The sequence below is a fragment of the Exiguobacterium sp. LL15 genome, from assembly GCF_024436095.1.
Lineage (GTDB): Bacteria > Bacillota > Bacilli > Exiguobacteriales > Exiguobacteriaceae > Exiguobacterium_A > Exiguobacterium_A indicum.
On sequence record NZ_JANFNX010000001.1, the window covers coordinates 1,695,878 to 1,712,738 of the forward strand.

The 16,861-nt window shown below is 48.8% G+C and carries 17 protein-coding genes; 4 read left to right on the plus strand and 13 right to left on the minus strand.

The window, feature by feature from the left end:
- Positions 1 to 15 precede the first annotated feature (15 nt).
- The 3 genes from rpiA to trhA form a co-directional block, all read right to left on the minus strand.
- Positions 16 to 714, minus strand: coding sequence for a ribose-5-phosphate isomerase RpiA (rpiA, locus tag NOM72_RS08925; protein ID WP_255998935.1), 699 nt, complete (start codon positions 712 to 714; stop codon positions 16 to 18).
- A gap of 42 nt (positions 715 to 756) precedes the next feature.
- A complete protein-coding gene (locus tag NOM72_RS08930) occupies positions 757 to 2,481 on the minus strand; it encodes a M3 family oligoendopeptidase (RefSeq protein ID WP_255998938.1) in 1,725 nt (574 codons plus the stop codon).
- Between the two features lie 118 nt (positions 2,482 to 2,599).
- On the minus strand, positions 2,600 to 3,247 hold the full coding sequence (gene trhA / locus NOM72_RS08935) for a PAQR family membrane homeostasis protein TrhA (protein ID WP_023467814.1): 648 nt from the start codon (positions 3,245 to 3,247) through the stop codon (positions 2,600 to 2,602).
- A gap of 112 nt (positions 3,248 to 3,359) precedes the next feature.
- On the opposite strand from trhA, the gene NOM72_RS08940 reads away from it, so the two are divergent.
- Together NOM72_RS08940 and NOM72_RS08945 are read left to right on the plus strand one after the other, a co-directional pair.
- Positions 3,360 to 3,875 carry a DUF1836 domain-containing protein gene (locus tag NOM72_RS08940; RefSeq protein WP_035398077.1) on the plus strand — a complete coding sequence of 172 codons (516 nt, stop codon included), beginning with the start codon at positions 3,360 to 3,362 and terminating at the stop codon, positions 3,873 to 3,875.
- 54 nt (positions 3,876 to 3,929) lie between these two features.
- Entirely contained in the window at positions 3,930 to 4,895 is a 966-nt protein-coding gene (locus NOM72_RS08945; protein WP_255998942.1) for a DUF4003 family protein, read from the plus strand.
- Between the two features lie 72 nt (positions 4,896 to 4,967).
- On the opposite strand, the gene NOM72_RS08950 is transcribed toward NOM72_RS08945, so the two are convergent.
- The 4 genes from NOM72_RS08950 to NOM72_RS08965 form a co-directional block, all read right to left on the minus strand.
- The gene (locus NOM72_RS08950; RefSeq protein WP_023467811.1) at positions 4,968 to 5,249 is read right to left on the minus strand and encodes a hypothetical protein; all 282 of its coding nucleotides are present in this window, start codon (positions 5,247 to 5,249) and stop codon (positions 4,968 to 4,970) included.
- A 61-nt stretch (positions 5,250 to 5,310) separates the two neighbouring features.
- Positions 5,311 to 7,065, minus strand: coding sequence for an EAL domain-containing protein (locus tag NOM72_RS08955; RefSeq protein ID WP_255998943.1), 1,755 nt, complete (start codon positions 7,063 to 7,065; stop codon positions 5,311 to 5,313).
- Positions 7,066 to 7,097: 32 nt separating this feature from the next.
- A complete protein-coding gene (locus NOM72_RS08960) occupies positions 7,098 to 8,732 on the minus strand; it encodes an ATP-binding protein (RefSeq protein WP_023467809.1) in 1,635 nt (544 codons plus the stop codon).
- An 83-nt stretch (positions 8,733 to 8,815) separates the two neighbouring features.
- Entirely contained in the window at positions 8,816 to 9,247 is a 432-nt protein-coding gene (locus NOM72_RS08965) for a YaiI/YqxD family protein (protein ID WP_055967203.1), read from the minus strand.
- Between the two features lie 124 nt (positions 9,248 to 9,371).
- On the opposite strand from NOM72_RS08965, the gene NOM72_RS08970 reads away from it, so the two are divergent.
- Entirely contained in the window at positions 9,372 to 11,117 is a 1,746-nt protein-coding gene (locus NOM72_RS08970) for an ABC transporter ATP-binding protein (protein WP_023467808.1), read from the plus strand.
- Entirely contained in the window at positions 11,114 to 11,995 is an 882-nt protein-coding gene (locus NOM72_RS08975; RefSeq protein WP_058265218.1) for an NAD(P)-dependent oxidoreductase, read from the plus strand. Before NOM72_RS08970 ends, NOM72_RS08975 begins: the two co-directional genes overlap by 4 nt.
- Before the next feature lie 51 nt (positions 11,996 to 12,046).
- Here NOM72_RS08975 and NOM72_RS08980 read toward each other — a convergent pair whose 3' ends face one another.
- The 6 genes from NOM72_RS08980 to NOM72_RS09005 all read right to left on the minus strand — a co-directional run bounded on the left by NOM72_RS08980 (position 12,047) and on the right by NOM72_RS09005 (position 16,852).
- Entirely contained in the window at positions 12,047 to 12,682 is a 636-nt protein-coding gene (locus tag NOM72_RS08980; RefSeq protein ID WP_058265217.1) for a DUF975 family protein, read from the minus strand.
- A gap of 186 nt (positions 12,683 to 12,868) precedes the next feature.
- Complete coding sequence (locus tag NOM72_RS08985; protein ID WP_255998947.1) at positions 12,869 to 13,531, minus strand: copper homeostasis protein CutC; 663 nt, start codon at positions 13,529 to 13,531, stop codon at positions 12,869 to 12,871.
- Positions 13,532 to 13,556: 25 nt separating this feature from the next.
- On the minus strand, positions 13,557 to 14,321 hold the full coding sequence (locus NOM72_RS08990) for a DeoR/GlpR family DNA-binding transcription regulator (RefSeq protein WP_023467804.1): 765 nt from the start codon (positions 14,319 to 14,321) through the stop codon (positions 13,557 to 13,559).
- Between the two features lie 191 nt (positions 14,322 to 14,512).
- Positions 14,513 to 15,127: a glycerol-3-phosphate 1-O-acyltransferase PlsY gene (gene plsY / locus NOM72_RS08995; RefSeq protein WP_035398091.1), complete on the minus strand. Its 615-nt coding sequence runs from the start codon at positions 15,125 to 15,127 to the stop codon at positions 14,513 to 14,515.
- Between the two features lie 17 nt (positions 15,128 to 15,144).
- Positions 15,145 to 16,176, minus strand: coding sequence for a M15 family metallopeptidase (locus NOM72_RS09000; protein WP_255998951.1), 1,032 nt, complete (start codon positions 16,174 to 16,176; stop codon positions 15,145 to 15,147).
- 238 nt (positions 16,177 to 16,414) lie between these two features.
- The gene (locus NOM72_RS09005; protein WP_058705231.1) at positions 16,415 to 16,852 is read right to left on the minus strand and encodes an acyl-CoA thioesterase; all 438 of its coding nucleotides are present in this window, start codon (positions 16,850 to 16,852) and stop codon (positions 16,415 to 16,417) included.
- Between the last annotated feature and the right edge of the window lie 9 nt (positions 16,853 to 16,861).

Sequence of the window (16,861 nt, forward strand, 5' to 3'; positions counted from 1 at the left end):
TCCTTCTTTCTTTCCTTAAACCAACCCACCGCCGTCACGCAGGCGTGGATGCGCGATGCGTTTGACCTTTCCCTCTTCGACCGTCAGGACATGATCGGGCTGTCGCTCGAAGTAACCCGTCTCGAGTACACCCGACCAACTTTTCACTTCTTTTGCGAATACTCGGACGTCCGAGATGGATGATAAATTCACGTCAAGAATCACGTGACCTCCATCTGTAACGAAGGGACGATCGTCTTTCACGCGTCGTGTTGCGGAAACATGCTTATCACGCAACCGTTGCCGCACATACGGTAAGGCAAACGGATCCAGTTCGACCGGTAACGGTCCGCTTAAATGATGAACGAACTTCGAAGAATCCGTCAAATAGAGCAATTCTCGACTCATCAGTGCGACGATTTTCTCGCGAAATAGTGCACCGCCGCCACCTTTGATCGTTTGAAATCGTCCGTCAATTTGATCAATCCCATCGATTGTCACATCGATTTCCATTCCCTCTTCCAAGTCGATCAACGGAATGTGTAACTGTTCCGCGAGTCGGACCGTCGCAAGTGACGTCGCCACGCCTTGAATCTGTAGTCCCGCCTGCACAAGTGGACCAAGCGCCTCGATGAACCGTTCCGTCGTCGAACCCGTCCCAAGACCCACTATCATCCCATCTTTCACGTACGTTAGTGCTGCCTCAGCGACTAATTGTTTCTCCTGTTCATACATCCGCATCCCTCCCTACATTTCTGTTCCCGTTTCGATTCGTCTTCAATCGACGGAGAGAGAGGATTCCGTTAACGTCAGGTACTGCTTAATTGCCTGGACGAGCGGTTGTTGAGCTTCCATCCAAAACGCGACAGATGTCGGATCAGCGTCGAGATGACGTTTAACGATCTCATCGATCGTCGCTTGACCGGAATCATGCATGACGGCTTCAAAGACTGTCGAAAATTGACTCGGATCCGCTTGAACCGTCTGATACAGACTATTGCTGAGCAGATAACCGATCGTGTAGGGAATGTTGTAGAACGCAAGATTCGGATTGAACAGATGACTGATGTACATCCATTTATAGCGCGCTGGTTCAGGCAATACCGGACCATAGGCTAACCGTTCTTCCTCTTGCAGGAGTTCACTTAACCGTTCGGCACTGACCGTCCCTTGCTGACGTTCCGCATAAAAACGTTGCTCGAAACGGAACATGCCGGGAACGATGCTGGCATATTTCAGCCCTTCTCGGATCTTGACTTCAAGCAGAGCAAGCACTTCCTCCCGTTCCGTCGTCTCTTTGATGGCAGCATCGAGGACGAGATTCTCCATGAACGTCGAAGCCGTCTCCGCAATGCTCGTTCCTTTGACTTGATTTAAATACGGTTCGTCTTGCAGTAAATAATTATGATAGGCATGACCGAATTCATGAGCGAGCGTCGCGACGTCCGGATAACTATCACGGTACGTCATGAAAATCCGGCTCTCTTTGGCAATCGGAAAGGCAGCACAGAATCCGCCCTCTGCTTTTCCAGGACGATTCTCTGCATCGACCCATCCCTCACTAAACACGTTTTCCGCGAAGGCGCCGAGCTGCGGATTCAATCGTTTGAATTGTGTCGTGACGATGGTCTCTGCCATCTCAAACGGAACGTGACGCGCGGAGCGATAGGTGTTCGTCTCAAAATCATGCCATTCTCCCGTCACCCGCTCCGCCTGGGCAATCTTCCGAGAGTAATAGGCGTGAAAGAGATCGCGGTGTTGATCGAGTGCTTCCATCATCGCTGTTAGGCTCGCTTCCGAGATCCGGTTCTGCTCAAGCAACTCAGTCAACGGTTGCTCCCAGTTCCGCATCTTGTAGGATTGCAATCTGAAGCCGGCAATCCGGTTCAGAATCGTCGCAAACAGGTCAGCTTCTTGTGCACAAGCGGTGTCAACTGCTGTCGCTGCCGCTAAACGAGCCGAACGGTCAGGTGAGAACATCGCTTCGTGCAGCCCTTGACCGATCGTGACCTGCTTTTTGTCCAAGTCGACGCGCAATGCCATGAAACGCTGTTTGTAGAGCTGCCCCCAGCCTTGGAACCCATCAACACCGAGATCCTGCAATAATTGTTCCTGAACTAGTGGTGCACGACGGGACTGGATGTCACGGCGTTCATTCAAGAAAAAGGCGTATGGTGAACCCGTGACGAGCTCCTCCCACTCTTCTTGTGACAGTGCGGCAATCTTCGTATCGAGTGCTGCCGCCTCACTGCGCACCATCGCTTGCACGATTTCGATCTCTTCGAGCAATGGATGGACTTCTGAGCGCGTGACATCTTCAGCGTACAGACAATAAATGAAGTCGCTCCATTCCTCGACGTCGCGCGCGACTTGCTGATAACGCTCGACCTGTTCTGCCACATTAGTCGGATGTTTCGTCAACGCTGCTTGTATCTTAGTAATTCCTGATTTGACGTCATCTATCGTGTAGAGTGTCTCTAACTGCCATCGTGTGTGTTTCATGCTTTTCCCCCTATGCGTGATCTATTCGTTCTTTCATTCGTGAGAACACTCGACTTCTCCTGTAATTTCCATCAGACACAAAAAAACTCCTTCAGCCATTGACTGAAGGAGGACATCCTCATAAGACGAAGAAGTAGACACATAGGAAATGTGCTAAGCTACCAAGTAATACGAAGATATGGAAGATTTCATGGAATCCAAGATGTTTGAACGATAAGATACGTGGCTTCAGCCCATAGATGATGCCACCGATCGTATAGAAGATACCACCAAGGAACAACAATCCGATGCCGAGCGGTGATAAGACTTGCGCGAGTGGTGTGATCGCAAATACCATGATCCAGCCCATTCCGATGTAGAGCGTCGTTGATAACCAACGCGGACTGTTGAACCAAACCAATTTAAAGGTGATTCCAGAGACTGCAATCAACATGACGATGCTGAACAAGACCCAACCGGTCGGACCGTTCAGACTGACGAGACAAAACGGTGCGTAAGACCCGGCAATCAACAGATAAATCATCGAATGATCCAACCGACGCCAGATCGCGATTGCCCGGTCGCTCGCAAGCACCATATGGTAGGTCGCTGAGACGGCATAAAGCGCCATCATACTGACACCAAAAATAATCGCTGCAACGATCGCAAGTGATGCCCCCCGTTCTAACGATGCCTTGATGACAAGTGCCAGTAACCCGACAAAAGCAAAGACAGCCCCTCCAAGATGCGTTAATCCATTAATCGGTTCTCTCATATAAGCTTTCACTTTCGTTCCTCCCCTGATATGTAGTTTTGAATACTACATGGCGTTATATACGTATTCTATCATATGATGGAGAAGTAGAAAGTCCTATTTTAGCGATTTTGGAGGTTTTTTTATGACACATTCTGATGACACTAGATACGATCGTCAATTACGGCTCGAAGATATCCCGAATATCGATCTCTATATGGATCAAGTCATCCAACTGTTCGAGCGGACATTCGAGGAAACGACGCGAAGTGCAGACGAGACGATTTTGACGAAGACGATGATCAACAATTATGCCAAAAAGAAATTATTCTTTCCGGTCACGAATAAAAAGTACACGAAGGAGCACTTGATTCTGATCAGCTTGATTTATCAATTGAAAAGTTCGTTTTCGATCAATGATATCAAAACGATTCTCGCGCCCTTGAACGAAGGGATCGAACAGGATCAACTCGATCTTGAAGGATTTTACCGTGACTATCTCATGTTAGCAGAGCAAAATACATCTCGCTTCGTAACGGAACAAGAGGCTTTGACCGCCTCGACGACCGACCCACTGGAACAGATCTTAGCGATGGCTCATATGAGTAACTTGTACCGGCGCGCAGCAGAACAATTGATTGACACCCAACTGAAAAAATAAGAGAACGCTTTCACTGCGTGATACACTATAAGAAAAGGCAGAGGAGGAACAGTCATGGAGATCGCGACGACTTTCTTGCGACAGCTGGATAACATCGGACCAGAATTCAGAACCTATCAGGATGGCATTCTCATCGAACTGGCATTCGACCGAACGATCGGAACGGAGCAGGTTTCCGCAAGTGTGTTGCTTGAGACAGCAGATGACTTGAAAATACGCTTGCATACACAAACCACCCAGGCATTATTACTTGCTTCGAAGATTCATGCCTTTGACGCCCACACACCGAGTCGGATTGCTGAGATGATGTCGATTCATGGCTATTTTAAATCGCATCGATTGTCGCATCCCTTGAATGCCTATTCTACTGCCCTGTTCATCAGCCGTCTTACTCCGCAGGACGTGGTACTTGAACGAACGGTACAATTATACACACGCCTCAAAAAACAACATCGGTTCATCGTGTCACCGCTATTGATCTCTTTCGTCTATTTTCACGCTACGACACGCGGTGAGTTAGACGAGCTCGCCTCGCGTATCGAAACGGTCTATCAACGACTCAAACGGCGATTCGGACGCGCTCAACAGACGTATGTCGTCGCCTTGATATTCGCTTTATTGCCTGAAGACGATTGGGATCGCTATATCGCACAAGTGGAGGCATCCCGTAAGATACATCGTAAACACCATGTTCCGCTGTCGTTTCACGGTATGCTTGCGTTACTCGGTGATCCAAATGTTCACGCTTCGTCACTCGAACGGATGGCAGAGGCGTTACGCTCCGATTTACATTTTAAGTACCGGAAAGACTTAGTCTATTTGACAGCAATCCGATTGTATTTAAGTCAACAAACAATCCTGCAACAACTCTTCCCATCTTCGATTCTCCCACCGGACGGCGCCGACGCGATTCCGTTCTTACTCTTCCCTGTTGATTTGACCGATACGTCCCATGCGACAGACGGCGGGATCGACGGAGGATTTGATGGTGGTGGTGACGGCGGCGGGGGTGGCGAGTAATCTTTTACTCCATCAAAAAAAGGCAATCGGTATCCGGCATTTCTGCCGGACATCGATTGCCTTTCATTTTAGTTATTCCTTATCTTGTTGGTTGTCATCATCAGACGGCTGGACATCCCCATCTTCATCTGAAGCATGGGACAAATCGGGTGCCTCTTCACTCGAAGCATCGTTGTCTGGTCGTTCTGTTTTCTCAGCATCTTGTTCTTGCTCTTGATGCTTCGATTCTTTTTCATCCTTCGATTTTTCCGGAACCTCCGCATGGTTCTGCGGATCACGCCCCGCAATCTCATCCTTCGTCATTCGGTTACCTGAAGTAATCGGATCCGTTTCTTTATCGTGTTGATCAGCCATTTGGCATCCCCCTTAAAATGTACTTGTTCCACCTTTTAAGGTATTCCCGACTGAAGAACGGTTAAACCTCAGCACGCCCTCGTATGATGTCCTCGACGAGCAGTTGATCGATCGGTTGAGGATGATGAACCTCGTATCCTTGTACATACAACAACTCATCTAACGTTTGAATGTGCTGCAGCTGAGACGGCGTTTCGACTTCCTGAATCACGAGCGCGATGTTCAACGTCGACGTCAAGGAATGAACAGAGCGAATCATCGAGCGTTCCAGCTGATTTTGAACGAGTCGACGCGTAAAGATTGGATCGAGTTTGACCGCTTGAACAGGCAGGCGTAACAACGAATTGAGTGACGCATAATGACTACCGAAGTGATCGACGGTCAGACGATAGCCTGCTTGGCGTAACTGTTCCAAGCGTTTGATCGCAAAACGACGATGTGTTTGCAGTACTTCCTCACGAATTTCTAGAATGAGACGCTCATTCGGGAAGTAAGACTCTTCTGTTAGTCGAATTAACTCGGAAAAGAGTTGATCCGACTCGAACTGATTTGCCGATAGATTGACAGCGACGGAAATCTTACGACCAAACGTTTCTTCTAGCCGTCGTTGGTCCAAGATGGCCTGACAGATCGTAAATCGACCGATGTCCGGAAAAATCTCCATCTTCTCAGCAATCGGAATGAAATCCGTCGGACTGACAAAGCCAAGCACTGGATGGTTCCAGCGTAAAAGTGCTTCTACCGCGACATAATGTTCTTGTTTGGCATCGACGATCCATTGGTAATAAAGTTCGAACTGCCCTCGTTCCAGTGCATGTGACAGCTCTGATTCAAGGACCGATGCAAACGGGTGTTGCTCCGCATGTCGGTTCGGATTGACGAACGAGGTCCGTCGTTTCCCGTCGTGTTTCACTTGTTGCATCAAGGCTTCCGCTGCATAAATCTGCGTCTGACGACTCGCCATGTCACCCGTCAAGAGACTGACCCCAGACGATGCCGTCACGTGAATCGGTTCGTCCGCGACACCAACGATTGGTTGCTCGATTGCTTCCGTGACGATGCGGGCATAGTCTATTGCATGCTGTTCGAATTCTTGCTCTTGCTCAAGTTCTGCCAATACGACGAACTCATTACCATCCATCCGTCCGACGACATGATTCGGTAACGGTACATATTTTAGACGACTTGCAATTTCACGCAATACTTCATTCCCTATCCGGTAACCGTGCGTAGCATTGATCGCATGAAAACGGTCGAGGTTCAAGACCATCAAGAAAGCTGGATGAATCGTCACACTCGAAATTAAACGATTCATATAGCGTTCGTTATAGACATCTGTCAAAGCGTCTTTGATGACATACGTTTCAACGTTGATTGATTTACTAATGATGTCAGCGTAATGTTCCACAAGTGCAATATCCTGCTCCTTGAAGTCGAATGGTTGATCGTCGAAGGCGCACAACGTCCCGATCTTCTCATTCTCAGCATTCTTGATTGCCACTCCCATGAAACTTCCGTTCCCCAGTGCTTTCGTGACCGGATGATTGACCGTCAATGGATCGTTGAGCAATTCACTGATTGAAACCTTTCCATCCGTTTCATCGACGACCAGCTTACAGAGAACGTGTTGGAAGACATGGGTCGAGCCTTCTTCAATCAATTGTCGCTCTTGATTGATCGCCTTGACGACAAAGTTGCTATATGAATCATTTAATGCAAAAAACAACGTGTTGACGCCGATCCGTTCACTCAGTTTTTCAAGAATCTCTTCGACGAGCGGATGCAATGCTTCATAACGAATGTGTGAATTATTCACCGTGTCTTCCTCCTTTCTCAGTCGATTGTCGGTCATGCGTCGAGCGGGAGTTGAATGATGAATGTACTGCCCTTTCCTTCCGTTGATTGGACGGAAATAGCTCCACCATGATCAAGCACGATCATGCGACAAATCGCGAGTCCTAAGCCGGTTCCACCGATTTTACGTGTATCCGAGTTATCTGCTCGGTAAAACTTATCAAAGATATAAGGTAGGGCTTTCTCTGGTATACCGAGCCCTTCGTCCGAAATCTCAATCCGTAATTGATCCGACTGGTTTGACCCTTTGATCCGGATTGCGCCACCTTCAGGTGAATATTTAATCGCGTTCATGATCAAGTTCGTGAACAGCTGTTTCATCTTTTCACTGCTTGCTGAAATCGTATAGGTGCCTGGATCGAACTGGACACTGATGCGATGCGCGCGACTCGCGAGATCAAACATCGGTTTCATCTCGAACATCAATTGTTTCACATCAAGCGGTTCTTTTTGCGTCCCATGCGTCGAATCTTCTCCTTTTTGAATTTCCAAGATGTCATTGATCAATTCCGCCAAACGAACGGTTTCTGAATGAATCGTCTGCAAATATCGCTTTTGGCGCTTCGGATCCACTTCTCGTTTCATCAATAATTCCGTGAAGCCCATGATGGAAGAGAGCGGTGTCCGCAACTCGTGCGACACGATCGAGACGAATTCTGCCTGCTTAAGATCAAGTTCCTTATCTTTCGTCACGTCCCGTAAGACGAGCATCATGCCCCACTCGACGTTTGCGATCGCAATCCGCTCGGCGTAAGCACTGAGTAGCAAGTTCCCCCGAAACGCTGATAGTTCGATCGTTTCTCCCGGAATATCTCCATTCATCAGTTGACCGATGTAGTCATGGAGTGCGTCTGGCTGATCGACATGTTCAAACAGCGACGTCGCCCGTTCGTAGGCGTGGCGGAATCCTTGCGCTTGATTGACGAGCTTCGGTGGAAACATGTTCAACAAAGCTTGGTTCGCATAGATCTGTTCCCCACTACTCTCGATGTATAGGACAGCTTCCCGAATCGAGTCGAGGAGCTGATACGTCTTGATCTTTTCATGCTCCATCTGATGGAACAGGAGATGGCGTTCAAGCGTCATTCCGAGTTTTCGTGATAGATCAAGTAAGTCCCCGACTTGCTCTAGATTGAACTGAGGAAAAGCATGACGAATATAAAGTAACCCGACGACTTGTCCATTACTTGGAGATTGGACGGGAATCGCCGATTCGAACTGATCGCCAATCGGTAATTGAACCGATTTACGCATGACGAACGCCCGACGTAAGACAGAATATTGATCGAGATCTTTTTCGATCAGCTCCATCTCGTCGATGCCTTGCGCGACGAAATGATTCAACTGTTCACGACGGTACAAGAGGATGGCACCTTCTTTTACATCGAGCAGTTGCAACAGGATCGTCAGGACGGTCTCACAGGCCGCTTCGACATTTTGCGTCGCTAACGCTTCCATGATTTCATTGCGTTGCTTCAATTTCAGTTCGACTTCTCGTAAATTCTGTTGTAATCGATTGATTTCACGTTGATCGAGTGATGTGAGTCGTGCCTCAGCTGATGCTGGAACCGTTCCTTGGCGCAATCGGTAAGGACGGTCCTTCGAGTGGTCGCGTAAGATTCGTTTCAACGTGTATCCTCCTTTCAAAATTCATTCCTGTTACAAATTATAGCATGGTCCCTATTTGATCGACAGTTCGAGTACTGTCTTCCTTATATGCTGCTTTGCACTAATGCGCGAAATGCCTCTTCAAAGGCCCGGTCCGCATCGCGCGTCCGTTTTTTCGGTCCTTTCGTCCGTCCACCCGCTCGTCGGATTTGTTGTCCGACATGGCGTGTATGAAGCAATAGATCGATATTCTCGTTCGTAAACTGACGACCATTTTGGTCCATCGCGAAGCCTCCTCGCGCTAAGACGAGTGCTGCTAAACCGTAGTCTTGGGTCACGACGAGATCGCCACGTTTCATCCGATTGACGATCGCGTAATCGACGGCATCTGGTCCTTGTCCGACCGTGATCGTCGTCGCCCCCTCCCGCATCATCTGGTGTGCTGTATCACAAACTAAAAAGACGTCACGTCCCTGTCGGTGTCGAACGACGAGATCGACAACGGGACATCCGTCTGCATCTACGAAAATAGACATCTGAATCCTCCCTTGTTGTTTCCACTATCAGTGTCACAAACCAAAAGATTTCTTGTCAAGTCGCGTTTCCCATTTGACCGTTTCTTCGTTCTTTCGGACAATGGAAAAGAGAGGATGTGTTGAAATGAACGCTGCGACGTTCCAATCTTTTTACCTGTTATTGAAAAAAACGAAACCCCCGGTCGGATTATTATCCGCTGCCGTTTCCGTCTCCGTCATCCAAGCGCTGGCAGCACTCGCCATCCCTTGGTTCTTAAAGACGTTGATTGACGGTTTTACAGTCGATCGACTGACTCCGCAGCTGATCAGTTTGTTCGTGATCGTCTTCGTCGTCCAAGTCGTCGCGAATGCCTTATCGATCTATTGGTTACAGATCGTTGGTCAACGGATCGTCGCCAATTTGCGGACGCTCTTATGGAAACACCTGTTGACCTTATCGATTCCGTTCTATGATGAGACGAAATCAGGTGAGCTTGTCTCTCGGCTCAATAGTGACGCTACGACACTCCAGCAATTGCTGTCGGAGCAACTCGTCCGCCTGCTGACATCACTCGTCTCGATCATCGGAGCGATCACGATCCTGTTCTTCCTCGACTGGCAGATGACACTTGTCATGGTCATCGCTGTACCCGTGACGCTACTAATCATCATTCCACTCGTGCGGAAGTTGCATAAGATATCTCGTGAGACTCAGAAGGAACTCGCAGGATTATCCGGTTTTTTTGCCGAGATGCTCGGTGAAGTCCGACTCGTCAAATCGCAAGCGACTGAATCCTATGAGCTCGACCGTGGGAAAACTCGCATTGAGAATCTTTATGGCTATGGCGTCAAGGAAGGACGAATCCAAGCCCTTTTGTTGCCAATCTTTAACGTCACCTTGACGACGATGTTGATCTTGATCATCGGCTTTGGTGCCTACCGCGTCGCGACGAACCAGATCACAGCAGGTGAACTCGTCGCCTTCTCACTCTATTTGTTCCAAATCATGACGCCACTCGTGACGATGACTGAATTCATCACGAAGCTACAGAAGGCTCGCGGGGCGACAGAGCGAATCATCGAGCTTCTCGATGAGACACCGGAAGCACCTGGAGCGCTTGTTGCGCCGCGTCCGTTTACGGACGTCACGGTCGATCACCTATCATTCGGATACAATGAGACGCCCATCCTCCAGGATGTCAGCTTTACGTTACCACGCGGCAAGACGACAGCGATCGTCGGTCCGAGTGGATCCGGGAAGACGACATTATTCGCGATACTGGAGCGATTCTATCAACCGACGTCCGGGCAAATCCGACTCGGAGATCAATCCATCGCTGATTTAACGTTATCGTCTTGGCGCCAAGCGATTGGTTATGTTGCCCAAGACTCCCCTGTTTTATCGGGAACGATCCGTGACAATCTCGTTTACGGTCTTGCGGAAGACGTCAGTGAAGACAAAATCCGGGAGGCTGCACGGATGGCGAATGCCGATACGTTCATTGAACGTTTTCCGGAGGGGTATGCAACTGAAATCGGGGAACGAGGTGTCAAGTTGTCTGGTGGTCAACGCCAACGGATTGCGATCGCACGTGCACTCCTCCGAGATCCGGAAATTCTATTGCTGGATGAAGCCACGTCAAGCCTCGACTCTGAGTCCGAGCGGGTCGTTCAGGAAGCACTTGAACGATTGATGGTCGGACGGACGACGTTCGTCATCGCCCATCGTCTCGCGACAGTCCGTCATGCCGATCAAATCATCGTCCTTGAAGATGGTCGGATTTCCGGCATCGGGACACATGATCGTCTTGTCGTCGACAATCCATTGTATAATAAGCTCGTAACGCAACAATTCATCGGCACGGAACGTGCAAGGGGGAATCACGTATGAAGACAGTCGGTTTCATCGGATTAGGTGTCATGGGACAAGGCATGGTCCGCAATCTGCGCAAGGCAGGTTTTACAGTCAAAGGATACAATCGTACGAAAGAAAAAGGACTTGTCCTTGAAGCAGATGGTGTCGAGATCGTCGATACGATTCAAGACGTCGTCACGGATGTCGACGTCGTCATCTCGATCGTCGGTTATCCGCAAGACGTCGAGCAGATCTACTTCGAAGACGGAATCCTCGATCATGCGGCACCAGGAACGATTCTGATCGATATGACGACATCCAGTCCGGCTCTTGCAGAACGCATCGCGCAGGAAGCGGCAGCACGCGGTCTTCAGGCACTTGACGCACCTGTCACAGGTGGTGACCTCGGTGCGAAGAACGGAACACTCGCCATTCTCGTCGGTGGTGAAGAAGCGACTTTCGCACAAGCGAAGCCATTATTCGAAGCGATGGGAAAATCGATTTCACTCTTCGGTGGTCCTGGTAAAGGACAATCGGCGAAACTCGCGAACCAAATCGCAATCGCCGGCTCGATGATCGGAACAGCGGAGATGCTGTTGTTCGTCACGCGGTCCGGGATTGACCCGACGCAGTTCATCGAGACGATCAAATCTGGTTCTGCCGGTAGCTGGAGTCTTGAGAACTTGATTCCACGCGTCATCGCTGAAAACTACTCACCTGGTTTCTTCGTCAAACACTTCATCAAGGATATGCGGCTTGCCCTCGAACGCGGCGCTGAGATGGGCATCGCGACACCTGGTCTTGCACTGACGAAGGATTTATATGAACAACTTGCTGAGCTGGGTCATGCCGATTCCGGTACACAAGCGCTTTATCTGTTGCTCGCCGAACGTTCACGCGCTTCGGTAGAATGAGCAAAGGCCTGTACGCTACGTCTACTGACGTAATGTACAGGCTTTTTTCGTTCATCCCTCGACGGATGATTGACGTGTTGGTTTCAAGCGTTCATAGAAGTGTGCCATCGTCGTATCAAAGTATGGCGTCAAGAAGATGACCCCCACAGTACTAAGTAGTGCGAGGATACCCCAACCGATGAAACTCAGGTAAAGCATGATCAGTTCACGCTTATGCCCTTTCATCATCCGACGACTCTCACCGAGTACTTGCCAAAACGACAATTCCGGTCGGTCGACCAAAATGTACGGTACAAGGCGATACGCTAGATAAAAGTACAATGCCGGTAAAATCAAAAATGATCCGACGTACACCAATACCGTCACGATCGCGTAAGCAGCAATCGTCCGGAAAGCACGTCGAAACGAAGAAAATCCTTCGAATAACGTTCCGATGCCAGCAGATTCCCCGCGTGTGAAGCGTAAGTAAGCAATCGTTCGTCCGACCGTCACCGGAGCAAGGACGATCGTTACGACCATGTTCAGTCCGGCGAAACGGACCATGCTGTCAATGTCACCTTGGTCAAAGGACATCCGGCTTGCTGCAAGCGCAAAGATCAGGAAGTAGATGATCGAGATGCTTAGCCCGACCAGCCAGCGTCCTTTTAGTGTACCAAGGGCGTCTTGTTTTAATTGTTTAGGGTTCATGTCGTACTCCTTCATTTCCACTATTTCCATCTTTGATTCTAGCGTAGTCCCGTTAAAAAACCTAGTTATCCCACTCTGCTTTTCAAACGCGTCACGGAATCGTCGAAAATCCGTCACGAACACATACAAAAAAATCCATTTCTCTCATCTCATAAGATTTGAAAAATGGATTCGTGCGGTATAGGATTAGCCGAGAAGTCGTTTCAATGCTTCAACACGTTCTTTTTGAATGATACCGTCTTGTAAGACAGCGGATCCCACATGCAGTTCCGATGCCTTCGTCGCTTTGAGAAGCGTTTCCGCATTCTCAAGCGTAATCCCGGAACCTGGTAAGATAATCAAGTCTGGATGTTCCTCGATCAAGCGCGCAATCGTCTCTTTTCCTTCTAGTGCCGTCGCTTGACCACCTGACGTCAAGATCCGGTCGACTTCCGGAAAATCAGCGAGGACTTCTGCCGCTTCGAAAATATCACGACTACTGTCGATCGCCCGGTGGAACGTCAGTGACAGTTCCCCTTTATGTTTGATGATTCGACCAAGGAAGCCTTCGTCGATGCGACCGTCTGCGGTCAATGAGCCGACGACGATCCCGGCAGCACCGAGTTCACGGATCAAGTCGATATCCGTGATGATCGTCTCCTCATCTGATTTCGAATAGACGAACGACTTACTATGTGGTCGAACGAGGAGGTGAACCGGAATCTCGACCGTCGAGACGACTTGACGAATCAGTCCATAGCTCGGCGTCAACCCACCTTCGGATAATGCGGAAACGAGCTCGATCCGGTCCGCTCCGGCTTGTTCTGCTGCGACCGCTTCTTCTACGGTCGATGCGATGATTTCTAACATGATGCATCCCTCCCGCATCAGTGTATCATGAGACGACCATCCAGTTCACGCGTTCGTTGAATAGTTTCATCTCCCACGATGGTGGATAGGAGGCTGGACTGAGGACGATCTTCGCACGTCGGAACTCTGCCACCTTATATTTACGATTGCCCTGGAATTCATCATTCGCCAAAAAGGCATAAACGTCTTTCGTACAACTGATGACGGCTTTTTGAATCAGCGAGGATTCAATATCATCGCTGACAAAGCCACGCTCGATTTCGGCACCGTCAAACGATAGAAAACAGGCATCAAAAGCGTAGGCATCGAGCGCCTGCAAGACTTCGACTCCGACCGTCTGCCCGTAGGCATCGACTGTTCCACCGAGTAATCGAATTTCACCTTTGAACGGTCCCGTCTTACGGCACTGCTCCAAGTGACTAGCGACCATCAGTGAGTTCGTGACGATCGTCGCGTTCCCCGTTAAATACGGCAACAGATGCTCGACCGGCTCACCTCGACCAAGAAAGATACAGGAATAATCGCTGAGCCATCCTTTCGCATAACGCGCTAAACGGCGAGACAATTGATCCGTCCGACGTGAGATCGGCGTCTCTCGTTTTCCTCCTTGATAGATGGCGCCACCATAGACGCGCTTCAATTGCCGTTCCCGTTCGAGTTCCTCTAAGTAGCGTCGTACCGTTTCTCCCGAGACATCGAGACGTTCGATCAAATCCTTAGTCATGACTTTCCCTTCCTCTTCCAGCCATTCCATGATGCGTGATTTCCGCTCTTCTCCTAACAACGACACGTGCGCTTCCCCCTTCACAGACAAGTTCTAGTTCTAGTGTATCGAACGTCTGTAAAGGTCTTGTAAATCCGATGTAAATAAACGTGTAGTTCCTATGAAATGTCGTTGAATTCGTCCGTTATCCGACTTTTTTCACAAACAAAAGACGCATCCGCATCTCAATGAACGAGATGTAGATGCGTCTTAATGACTCATTCAGACGGTTTCTTTGCAAAGAGTGGAATCTTAGATTCTGTTCCTTGGCGAATCCGTTGGATGTTCTCGCGGTGCTTGAAGATGACGAACAAAGCAAGAACCGTAAAGAACGTCGGAACGATCCAATCGTTCGTCAAAAAGCCGATGGTGATGGAAACAACGATTCCGACACTTGCCGCCACGATTGAACTGAGCGACACCATCCGGCTTAGACGAAGTGTCGTCAAAAAGGAGACGAGCAGGAAGATGAACAGAACAGGGCTCGTCACGAGCAACATCCCTCCGGACGTCGCAACTGCCTTTCCGCCTTTGAACTTCGCGAAGATCGGATAGATATGACCGATGACAGCTGCTAATCCAGCAAACAACGGATGTATATCTGCTCCCATTAAGATTGGAACAAGGCTTGCGACGGCTCCTTTTCCGAAATCACCGATCAATACGATGATTCCCGCCTTTTTTCCCAAGACACGGAACGTATTCGTCGTTCCGAGATTCCCGCTACCATGTTGGCGAATATCCATCCCGTGTCCCCACTTCCCGACAAGAAGTGCGAACGGTATCGAACCAAGCAGATAGCCAAGAACTAAAATCCCTATGATTTCAATCATAGTCAACCTCCAACCTCTTAGTGACCGACTTTCATATATTCCTCAAGAGTCTGTCCGTTATTTTTAATTTGTGTCGCGACATCGACACCGACATAACGAATGTGCCATGGCTCATACGTATAGCCTGTCCGTGATTGGAAACCACGATCGTAGCGCACGATGAAACCATATTTGTCTGCGTTATTCGCAATCCATTTTCCTTCTTTCGTATCACCAAGGGCAGCTGTTAACCCGTTACCAACGCTTGGTGCCGAAATATCAAAAGCAAGACCTGTTTGGTGCTCACTGTTACCAGGACGAGCTGAATATTGATCAGCAGCTGCCTTGCCATCACGTGCGACATAATTATTATACAATACTTTTTGACGTGCGCCTGAACGGAATCCGCTGACAGCGTTCAATGTCACGCCTTCTTTTTTAGCAGCGGCGAACATCTTTTCCATCTGTTTCGCAGCCGGCGCCCGCATGTAGCTTTGCTCAAGTACACCTGAGTATGAGAAGCTGACATTCGGTACGACGAGATCCGATGGTTTGTAGTCGATTGGCAAGCTGTATTTCTTATTGACGACGACAAGATTACCAAGTGATAAATCCGCTTTGGCTTCTGCTGATTTATCGACGTCCGGTGTCTCATCTTCTGGTTTCGACGGTTTTTCTTGTTCTGGATCCTGAGATGAACTGTCCGGTTTATCCGTCGATTCGTCTTTTTTGTCCTCCGTCTTGTTCTCTGATGCTGGTGTATCGTCTTTTTGTTCTTCTTCTTTTTTCGTCTCATCCGAAGATTCTTGATCTTCTTGCGTTGCCGCATCAGACGAATTGTCTTCTTGTTTTGCTTCTTCTGACGTATCGTCTTTTGTTGTTTCGTCTGCTTTGTTTGTTTCTTCTTTGTTCGTGTCTTTTGCTGTGTCTTCTTTTTTCGTTTCGTCGTTTGATTGTTTTGTCTCATCTGATTTCTGTTCCGTTTTCGTTGTATCATCCGCTTGTTGATCCCCAGGATTACATCCTGCAAGGAGAAGCGCTAACGTACTGACGGTTACGATTTTTTTCATGAGTAAGACCCCTCTTCTTTTTATGCTTCTCTATGTTACCGCTAATCGTTCCATCCGTCGAGTCTACTTCCGACAGATGGAGTAAGTCCCTACCTTACTTCAGCTTCTTTATTTTCGCAAATGATCCTGACTTTGTCATCGGTCGTTAGTACCAAGTGCTAATTTTTACTGTTCAGACTGAAAAAAATGAAAAAAACGAAACCGATTCAAAAATCGATCCCGCTTTTGATGTATCTCTTTATGCTTCCGTTAAGAGTGCTGCGTCCGTCTCGCTCATCTTCTCATAAATTTCGTGCCAGTTCGGGAACACCTTCGGCAAGCGAATCGGTCGGAAGTTTTCTTTCTTGACGACGACGTGTGTCGTCTTCGCAGAGACCGCAAGCTTCCCGTCCGGATGTTTGACCGTATAGCCATAAATCGTCCGCAATCCATCGTAATGATCAATCCAGACCGTGACGACCGCTGTATCACCGTACGTCAACGAGCGTTTGTAATCGAGATTGACATTCGTGACCGGGGAGACATATCCCGCATCTTCCATTTGCTTATAGTCAAGACCTAAGGACTGGATCAATTCCGTCCGCGCCAGTTCCAAATAGACGAGATAATTCGAATGATAGACGATGCCCATCATGTCCGTCTCGGCGTAGCGGACAGGTATTTCAATCGTGTGCATGTAGCTTCC

What these genes read in the sequence shown, in the direction of transcription:
- rpiA (WP_255998935.1), bottom strand. Translation starts at nt 714, where the DNA reads ATGTATGAACAGGAGAAACAATTAGTCGCTGAGGCAGCACTAACGTAC.
- NOM72_RS08930 (WP_255998938.1), bottom strand. Translation starts at nt 2,481, where the DNA reads ATGAAACACACACGATGGCAGTTAGAGACACTCTACACGATAGATGAC.
- NOM72_RS08940 (WP_035398077.1), top strand. Translation starts at nt 3,360, where the DNA reads ATGACACATTCTGATGACACTAGATACGATCGTCAATTACGGCTCGAA.
- NOM72_RS08945 (WP_255998942.1), top strand. Translation starts at nt 3,930, where the DNA reads ATGGAGATCGCGACGACTTTCTTGCGACAGCTGGATAACATCGGACCA.
- NOM72_RS08950 (WP_023467811.1), bottom strand. Translation starts at nt 5,249, where the DNA reads ATGGCTGATCAACACGATAAAGAAACGGATCCGATTACTTCAGGTAAC.
- NOM72_RS08965 (WP_055967203.1), bottom strand. Translation starts at nt 9,247, where the DNA reads ATGTCTATTTTCGTAGATGCAGACGGATGTCCCGTTGTCGATCTCGTC.
- NOM72_RS08970 (WP_023467808.1), top strand. Translation starts at nt 9,372, where the DNA reads ATGAACGCTGCGACGTTCCAATCTTTTTACCTGTTATTGAAAAAAACG.
- NOM72_RS08975 (WP_058265218.1), top strand. Translation starts at nt 11,114, where the DNA reads ATGAAGACAGTCGGTTTCATCGGATTAGGTGTCATGGGACAAGGCATG.
- NOM72_RS08980 (WP_058265217.1), bottom strand. Translation starts at nt 12,682, where the DNA reads ATGAACCCTAAACAATTAAAACAAGACGCCCTTGGTACACTAAAAGGA.
- NOM72_RS08985 (WP_255998947.1), bottom strand. Translation starts at nt 13,531, where the DNA reads ATGTTAGAAATCATCGCATCGACCGTAGAAGAAGCGGTCGCAGCAGAA.
- plsY (WP_035398091.1), bottom strand. Translation starts at nt 15,127, where the DNA reads ATGATTGAAATCATAGGGATTTTAGTTCTTGGCTATCTGCTTGGTTCG.
- NOM72_RS09000 (WP_255998951.1), bottom strand. Translation starts at nt 16,176, where the DNA reads ATGAAAAAAATCGTAACCGTCAGTACGTTAGCGCTTCTCCTTGCAGGA.
- NOM72_RS09005 (WP_058705231.1), bottom strand. Translation starts at nt 16,852, where the DNA reads ATGCACACGATTGAAATACCTGTCCGCTACGCCGAGACGGACATGATG.